We start from the raw sequence: 6,928 nt of genomic DNA, 5'->3' as shown, positions 1-6,928 counted from the left end.
CAGGACCCGGTCCCACGTGCCGTCCGCGGCATATCGGCGGTGCCGCTTCCACGCGGTCTGCCACGGCACGAACGGCTCCCGCGGCAGGTCCCGCCACGGGATCCCGGTCCGATACCGGTAGGCGATCACCTCGACCACCCGCCGACCATTGCGAAACGGGTGACCCCGCCGACCCTCGTTCGACGGCAGCAACGGCTCGATCCGCGCCCACTGCTCATCAGAGAGCACCCGGTACCGCCCAGACGACGTCACCAGCACAGACTCTCGCGAGCCTCACCACCACAATGGGAGACACGCCCTAGCCTCAGAGCCGCCGCCGGTAAAGTAGGCAGCAAGTGACGGCAGGCGACTGACGGAGGCAGACCATGGCGCGTGCGGACCTGCTTCTCGACCTCGTCGAGGCAGAGCGCCGTGGCGATCGCGACCGTTTCCGCGTCCTCGTCGAAGCGGTGATCGCTGAGGAGCGAGCCAACCAGCATCATCTCGTCGCCGACCGCCTGTCCGAGCTGATCACCACCACCGGACAGAGCGCCCCGCGTGATGACCGCGCCGCAGCTATGCGTGACCTGGTGCAGGAGATCGTTCCTCATCGGCGCCTGGACGAGTTGGAGCTTGCTCCGGTCCCGCGCCGGGTTGTCACGGAGCTGATCGAGGAGCAGAAGCGCGCCGAACTGCTGCGCAGCTACGGGATCGAGCCCCGCAATCGACTGCTGCTGTCCGGCCCGCCGGGCAATGGCAAGACCAGTGTCGCCGAGGCCATCGCCTCGGAGCTGATGCTGCCCTTCTACGTCATCCGCTACGAGGGGGTTGTATCCAGCTTCCTGGGCGAGACTGCCGCACGGCTCGACAATGCCTTCGAGTTCGCTCGCACCCGCCGCTGCGTGTTGTTCTTCGACGAACTCGACACGATCGCCAAGGAACGCTCCGACGAGCACGAGACCGGGGAGATCAAGCGGGTGGTCTCGACACTGTTGCTCCAGATCGACCAGCTTCCCCCGCACGTCCTGCTGGTAGGGGCGACCAACCACAGCGAACTCCTCGATCGGGCAGCATGGCGACGCTTCCAGATTCGCGCTGAACTCGAACCCCCGAGTCGTGCACAGGCCACCCGCTTCCTGGAACGCCTCGCCGCTCGCTTGGGTGGCGACCTCGGATTCGCCCCCCGGACCCTGGCGGACAAGCTCGCGGGAGCGAGCTTCTCCGAACTGGAGGAGTTCGCGTTGGACGTGCGCCGTAGAGCCGTCCTCGACCTGCCCGACAGCGACCTCCGGCGGATTGTCCAGGAACGTCTTGAGCACAGGCGAGATCAGGCGGCGGGGTGACCGCGGAGCGCCGGCCGCTCCTGGCGTTCGGGTCGCCAACGGTGGTAGATCGGCCCACACAAACGCCCCGGGACATGCCGCGCTTATCCAAACCCAACGCCGGTCGGCAGGGGGAGCGGCTGACGCCGCAGTTCGGTGCGCTGAGCGCAGCGTTCGACGCCGAGCGGGCACGTCTTTCTGCTGACACACCTGACGAGGTCGACCCGGCTCTGGTGGTCGTCTTCGACCTTGCCGGCAGCATCAAGGACTTCCGCAACGCGATCGACAAGATCGAAGGACTGGAGTTCCTGTCTGAGCTGATCGGGGACCGTTCGGACCCAGACGACGACTTCCACATGACCGAGTCCGAGAGCGGCCGCACGGACAAGCCTGTCCAGCACTCCCTGTACTTGATGATGTCGAACGCCAAAGCGATCGACGAACTCCTGCGCCTGTTCACCGCCTGGCAAGCAGACCCGTCAGCATCGTTCGCCCACGGCTTGGGCAAGTTCAAGACCGCGTTCCAGCAGCTCACCGCGATCCGACGGTGGGGACCAGAAGATCGCATCCGAGAGACCGGCCTGCGCGAGCAGTGGCAGGAGAACCTCGACGTCGTCGGTCAGTCCGTCAGCTCCGTGATGGTCGAAGTCGAGTTGTGGTACCGCCGCGACGCCGCAAAGCGCACCACAGCACAAGCACACGTCGAGCAGGTCATCTCGGACAGTGGCGGAGGTGTGCTCGACCGCTCCCAGATCGGCGAGATCAGCTACCACGCCCTGCTCGCGGAGCTGCCGATCCAACAGGTTCACTCGCTGCTGGCCGACGGGGCCGAGTCGATCCGGCTGCTGACCACCGACGAAGTCATGTTCGTCAACCCGTTCACTCCCATGAGCGTCGCACCACCGACCACAGAACCGGTCAGCGAGGTCCGCCTGCCTCCCGGAGAACGCACCGACGGCCTGCCCAGGGTCGCCCTTCTGGACGGGTTGCCGTTTACCAACCACGACGCCCTCGCCGGCCGGCTGGTAGTCGATGACCCCGATGGACTCGGCGAGAACTACCCGCTGGCCGCGCGCCACCACGGCACCGCCATGGCCTCACTGATCATCCACGGTGACCTCTCGTCCGACGGCGAACCGCTCGACCGGCCACTGTATGTCCGGCCCATCATGCGACCCCACGAGTTCATGACAGGACACGAGCAGATCCTCCCGGACCGGTTGCTCACCGATCTGCTGCACCGCGCGGTCAAGCGAATCGTCGAAGGAGAGGCCGGTCGGGGTCCGGTCGCGCCGAGCGTGCGCATCATCAACCTCTCCATCGGTGCGCAAGCCCGAGCGCTCGTGCGCCGGATGAGCTCCGTCGGACGGCTACTCGACTGGCAGGCCCACTCCTACAACCTGCTGTTCATCGTCAGCGCCGGCAACCACCTCGGCCCGCTCACGATCCCGGCCGATGCCATCAGCACCGCCGATTCGGCACGATCCGCCGTGCTCCGGTCCGTCTACGACGCCGCACTGCTGCGAGGCATCCTTCCTCCAGGCGACGCCCTCAACGCACTGACCATCGGCGCCACCCACAGCGATGGACTCGGCGACATCGACGTGCCGGACACCGCCTGGGACATCACCCACCAGGACGGCCCAGCCCACTACGGCGCGACCGGCCCCGGCGTCGACCGTTCCGTCAAGCCCGACCTCCATCACATCGGAGGCAGGGCGCTCTACGCCCGCCCTGTCACACCGCCGGGCGGGCAGGAGACCGTCGCGGTGGAACTGGCTCAGACCGCAACAACCGGGCCAGGTCTGCAAGTAGCCGCGCCCGGGCGAGCGGGCGCAACGAACAACACCGTCTTCACCATCGGCACGAGCAACGCAACCGCGTTGGCGGCCCGCGAAGCCAGCCGCCTGTACGACATCCTCGAAGCCGGCTCCGACGATCCCGACGACGCACCGCTGCCCGACCCGCAGTACCACCCGCTGCTCGTCAGAGCCCTCCTCGCCCACGCCAGCAGTTGGGGCGAATGGGAGGCGCGACTGCGCCGCGAACTCGGCCTCACCAACCAGCAAGCCCGCCGCCACCTGACCGTGCTCCTGGGCTACGGCCGGCTCGACACCGACCGGCTCGGAACCGCAGCCACGAACAGGGCAGTGCTGGTCGGCGGGGGACTGATCGCACGCGACCAACGCCACACCTACGAGTTGCCGCTGCCGCCTTCGCTCCGTTCGCGCGCAGAGTGGCACCGCTTCACCATCACCCTCGCCTACATGGTCCCCACCGTCGGCCGGCTCAACCGCTACCGAGGCGCCAAGGTCTACTTCGCCACGCCAGACACCCAACTCGCCGGCGGGGACCGGATCGACGCCGAACACAACTCGGTCAGACGGGGAAGCCTCCAACACGAGATCGTGCAGGGCACACGCACAATGGTGTTCGGCGGCGACGGCACCTTCCCGATCCACGTCGAGTGCATGGACGATGCCCAACGCCTCCGCGCCGGCAAGACGGTGCGATACGCGCTCGTGGTGTCCGTAGAGACCGCGGAGCAGACATCGACCACCATCCATGACGAGGTGCGGGCGAGACTGCGCCAGCGGGTTCGCGATCGGGCACGCGGGCGGGTGCAGAGCTGATGCGCACGACGACAGGCCGCTCAGCGTCCGCACCACGCGGAATCGAGGCCGCATGAGCGCGGAGGACGACCAGGCCGCCGCCATCGACCTCGCTCGGGCGCCGCGTGGCGAGCTGGCTGCCGCCCAGCTCGTCACTGCCGTCGCAGACACCGGCGATCTCGCAGAACGTCACTACCTCGAACTGAAGGGGCCGCCCGACCTCGCGACGAAAGTGAACAAGGCCAAGGTGGCGAAGTTCATCCTCGGCGCCGCGAACCGGTTGCCCGACCGCGCCGCTGAGGCCTTCGAGGGCTACGGCGTGATGATCGTCGGCATTACCAAGCAGGGCATCGAAGGTGTACCGCCGATCGAGATGCTCGCACTGTCCCAGGTGATTCAGCCGTTCCTCGGCGCGGCCGGCCCTCACTGGGACGTCGTGCGCGTCCCGGCGCAAGGTTCGACGAACCAGGTCTTGGTCATCCTCGTCGACCCACCGAAGGTAGGTCAGCCACCGTTCATCTGCCGATCCAACGGCGAAGGACTCCAAAGCGGGCGCATCTACTACCGGGGCGACGGTGAGACCCGGGAGGCAAACGCCGATGAACTCGATCTGCTGATGGCACGCGGAGCCTCACGCCCGCCGGCCCCCGTCGAACTCGACGTCGCGGTCGTCGGCACCGTCGTTCCCCTCATCGTCGACGAGCAGACCGTCGACGACCTCGTCACCAACGCGCGCCAACGCCTCCTCGCTGCGCTCCCGAAACCGGAACCGAAGCAGTCCCCAGCCACAGGATTCGCGATGGGGTCATCCGACGGCTTTCGCGCGGCCATGGGAGCCTCGTCTGCTCTCTCGCGCCTCCTGGCCGACCAGACATCGGCCGCGAGCCACCTTGCTGCCTTCACCGCCACGGAAGAGCCGGAGAAGCGCTCCGAGGATGAGTACCGCGCCGAGATCGATGCCTGGGAGGAACGGTTCCGCGCCGCATGGGCAGAAGCTGTCGAGCTGTTCGCCGTCCACGCCCTGCCCGCGAACGAGGTAACCGTCGTCAACAAGACCCAGACGTTCCTGCACGACGTAGAGGTGAAGCTGCACCTCGACGGCGCCGTTGAAGCCGAAGAGCGCCAAGGCTATGGAGACGGACCCGACTGGCGAGACCTGAAGCTGCCCTCTCCACCTCGCAAATGGGGCCCCATGAAACGAGACCTCGGCCTCCACGCCGGGTACTCCGCCGGCCTCGCGGCGTCGATCGCCTCCCAGCCCTACATGCCCCGCCCATACCTGCCACCGGACGCTTCCTGGAAGACGACCGGCTCGGTCGATGTCGAAGTTGTCGTCGGAGACCTCCGCCCGGACGCAACATTCCAGACAGACGATGGTGACGCGGTCCTCGTCATCCGCGGTGAGACGCCCGATCAGATACAAGGCACCTGGACAGCGACCGCCCGGGGTTACAACCAAGTGTTCACCGGCGCAGTCCATGTGACGATCGCCGAGCCGACTCATCTCACGAACCTGGTCCGCGACTTCTTCAATCTCGACTGAGACGACACCAATCGAAGTGGACCAATCAAGTGACCAACAGCCTGCAAACCCTGCAAAACGAGATGCCGAGAGCAACCGGCTGAAACATAAAACCCCAGCTCATGGGCGGTAGAGCCGTCGATTCCGGCACCTGGGGGTCAGGGGGTCGCAGGTTCAAATCCTGTCAGCCCGACGTAAAAGCCCAGGTGAGAGTAGGTTTCTCGCCTGGGCTTCTTCATGTCCGGGGTCGTTCTCTGTGGTCCGCCCTCTGGTCCCCCCGGCGCTCTCGCCGGTGGTCGCCTGTGGACGAACGGACCGCCTCGAACCCGGTTCCTGTGGATAAGGGACCAAGAGGGGACCAACCAGAACGCTTGCGGGAGCGCCCCCGAAGGGTCCGGGCGCATCACGGGTGGGGGAAGCCGCCGACGACGAGATGGTCGCCGTGAACACGAAGGGCCAGTACTTCACGTTGCAGAAGGCGCTGCCGCTCATGTCCGGGAGAGGGGCGGTCGTCTTCACCGTCGGAGTCGCGGCGAGCCGGGGTCTTGAGGAAGGAAGCGTAGCGGCGGGAAGCACGGCAGCACTTCTCGGAATGATCCTCACCCTCGCGCTCGAACTCGGCCCTCGCGGCATCCGAGTGAACGCCGCCGGCCCGGGAGGGATCAACACGCCGCTGTGGACCAAGTCGGGCATGACGCCCGAGATGTTCCAAGCCGCCGCTCCGTAGATGACAGCGTCGATCCCGCCCGGTCGCGTCGGCGAAGCCCCGGAGGTCGCGTCGGCGGTGGCATTCCTCCGCTCGCACGACTCCTCCTCCATCACCGGCGAGAACCTCGTCGTCGGGGGCGGCGCGGGCCTTCGCGCAGAGCGCGATCCGGCACTCCGCGAGGAGGAGGTCCGCTGCGTGGGTATCTGCTGGAGTGCCGCACCCCCGACGTGTCGGTGCAGCGCTCCGGCAGCGCACCCCGAACTGCTGCGTCTCAGGATGCGAGGTTGACGTGTGCGCGGGTGTGGGTGTTCTGTTCGATGAGGTCGACGAAGCCGAGGGCGTAGTCGGGGCCGGAGATCGCGCCGCCGTCCGGGTGCAGGGCGACGTCGTCGCCCACCCGGTAGGTGCCGAGGCGTTCGCCGGGTGCGTGCGCGCCGAAGCCGCCGGCGGGGCTGACGAACACCCAGGTCAGGCTCTCCGGGGTCGCGGGCAGATCGTCGGTGACGAGCGCGGACACTGAGGTCAACTCGGCGTGGAAAGCTTCGGGTGCATGGCTGAGGTCGGTGAGGTACCGGGGGGCGCCCGGTGCGGGCCGCAGGGAGGAGAACCCGCCTACGACGAAAAGTCGAGCTCCGGACTGGTTCGTGAGCGTCGTGCTGTCGCCGGATCTTGAATCCTGACCCTCTGGGGTTCCGGGAACGTTGACCCCCTCCCGACGCTGGGGAGGTGCTGAACGTGGAGGACTGGGCGGAGATCCGTCGGTTGCATCGGGCCGAGGGCGTGC

5 protein-coding genes and 1 pseudogene are annotated in these 6,928 nt (G+C 67.2%); 4 read left to right on the top strand and 2 right to left on the bottom strand.

What is annotated here, in order from left to right:
• A partial coding sequence (locus JL106_RS20455; protein WP_205262630.1) for a transposase occupies positions 1-252 on the bottom strand: 252 nt, incomplete at its 3' end.
• 113 nt (positions 253-365) lie between these two features.
• Here JL106_RS20455 and JL106_RS20450 point away from each other — a divergent pair.
• The 4 genes and pseudogenes from JL106_RS20450 to JL106_RS21345 all read left to right on the top strand — a co-directional run bounded on the left by JL106_RS20450 (position 366) and on the right by JL106_RS21345 (position 6,432).
• Positions 366-1,322 carry an AAA family ATPase gene (locus tag JL106_RS20450; RefSeq protein ID WP_205262629.1) on the top strand — a complete coding sequence of 319 codons (957 nt, stop codon included), beginning with the start codon at positions 366-368 and terminating at the stop codon, positions 1,320-1,322.
• A complete protein-coding gene (locus tag JL106_RS20445) occupies positions 1,319-3,934 on the top strand; it encodes a S8 family peptidase (protein ID WP_407940222.1) in 2,616 nt (871 codons plus the stop codon). The genes JL106_RS20450 and JL106_RS20445 overlap by 4 nt, the downstream gene beginning before the upstream one ends.
• A gap of 52 nt (positions 3,935-3,986) precedes the next feature.
• Positions 3,987-5,456 carry a hypothetical protein gene (locus JL106_RS20440; protein ID WP_205262627.1) on the top strand — a complete coding sequence of 490 codons (1,470 nt, stop codon included), beginning with the start codon at positions 3,987-3,989 and terminating at the stop codon, positions 5,454-5,456.
• A gap of 388 nt (positions 5,457-5,844) precedes the next feature.
• Positions 5,845-6,432: pseudogene (locus JL106_RS21345) on the top strand (SDR family oxidoreductase).
• Here JL106_RS21345 and JL106_RS20425 read toward each other — a convergent pair.
• A complete protein-coding gene (locus JL106_RS20425) occupies positions 6,416-6,670 on the bottom strand; it encodes an NAD(P)-dependent oxidoreductase (RefSeq protein WP_205262624.1) in 255 nt (84 codons plus the stop codon). The pseudogene JL106_RS21345 and the gene JL106_RS20425 overlap by 17 nt on opposite strands.
• Positions 6,671-6,928 lie beyond the last annotated feature (258 nt).

It is taken from the genome of Nakamurella leprariae (assembly GCF_016918035.1).
Taxonomy (GTDB): domain Bacteria; phylum Actinomycetota; class Actinomycetes; order Mycobacteriales; family Nakamurellaceae; genus Nakamurella; species Nakamurella leprariae.
This window is presented reverse-complemented; position numbering and strand designations above follow the sequence as displayed.

Bases quoted from the DNA above. Each gene is read 5' to 3' on its own strand.
- JL106_RS20450 (WP_205262629.1), top strand. From the start codon at position 366: ATGGCGCGTGCGGACCTGCTTCTCGACCTCGTCGAGGCAGAGCGCCGT.
- JL106_RS20440 (WP_205262627.1), top strand. From the start codon at position 3,987: ATGAGCGCGGAGGACGACCAGGCCGCCGCCATCGACCTCGCTCGGGCG.